Below are 771 nucleotides of genomic sequence, written 5' to 3' on the forward strand. Positions count from 1 at the left end.
CTTCAGGTTCGCGACCGCGACGGCCGCCGCCACCGGGTGGCCCGAGTACGTGAGGCCGTGATTGAATTCGCCGTTGTCGATGATCGGGCGCGCGATGCGCTCGTGGATGCCCACCGCGCCCATCGGCACGTAGCCCGACGTGAGGCCCTTCGCCATCGTGATCAGGTCCGGCTCGAAGCCGAAGTGCTGGTGCGCGAACCATTCGCCAGTGCGCCCGAAGCCGCCGATCACTTCGTCGGCGACGAGCAGAATGTCGTACTGGCGGCAGATCCGCTGGATTTCCGGCCAGTACGTCGACGGCGGGAAGATCACGCCGCCCGCGCCCTGGAACGGCTCGCCGATGAACGCCGCGACGTTCTCCGCGCCGAGTTCGAGGATCTTCGCTTCGAGCTGCCGCGCACGCGCGAGACCGAATGCTTCCGGCGTCTCGCCCGGCTGCGCCTCGCCGAAGAAATACGGCTGGTCGATGTGCACGATGTGCTCGACCTTCGACGGCATCTGCTCGTGCATGTAGCCCATCCCGCCGAGCGTGCCGCCGGCGATGGTGGAGCCGTGGTAGCCGTTCCTGCGCGAGATCACGTACTTCTTCTGCGGCTTGCCCTGCACGCGCCAGTACTGGTGCACGAGACGCAGCACCGTGTCGTTGCCTTCCGAGCCGCTGTTGCAATAGAAGAAGTGGTTGAAGCCGGCGGGCGTCACTTCCGCGAGCATCGCGGAGAGTTCGATCACCGGCGGATGCGTGGTCTTGAAGAACGTGTTGTAGAACGGCAG

1 protein-coding gene is annotated in these 771 nt (G+C 65.8%); it reads right to left on the reverse strand.

The features are described 5' to 3' along the window. Positions 1-771: aminotransferase class III-fold pyridoxal phosphate-dependent enzyme (locus C4B30_RS35015; RefSeq protein ID WP_158683599.1), on the reverse strand; the 771-nt coding region annotated here is incomplete at both ends.

Source organism: Burkholderia sp. BE12, from assembly GCF_002959955.1.
In the GTDB taxonomy this organism is placed as follows: domain Bacteria; phylum Pseudomonadota; class Gammaproteobacteria; order Burkholderiales; family Burkholderiaceae; genus Burkholderia.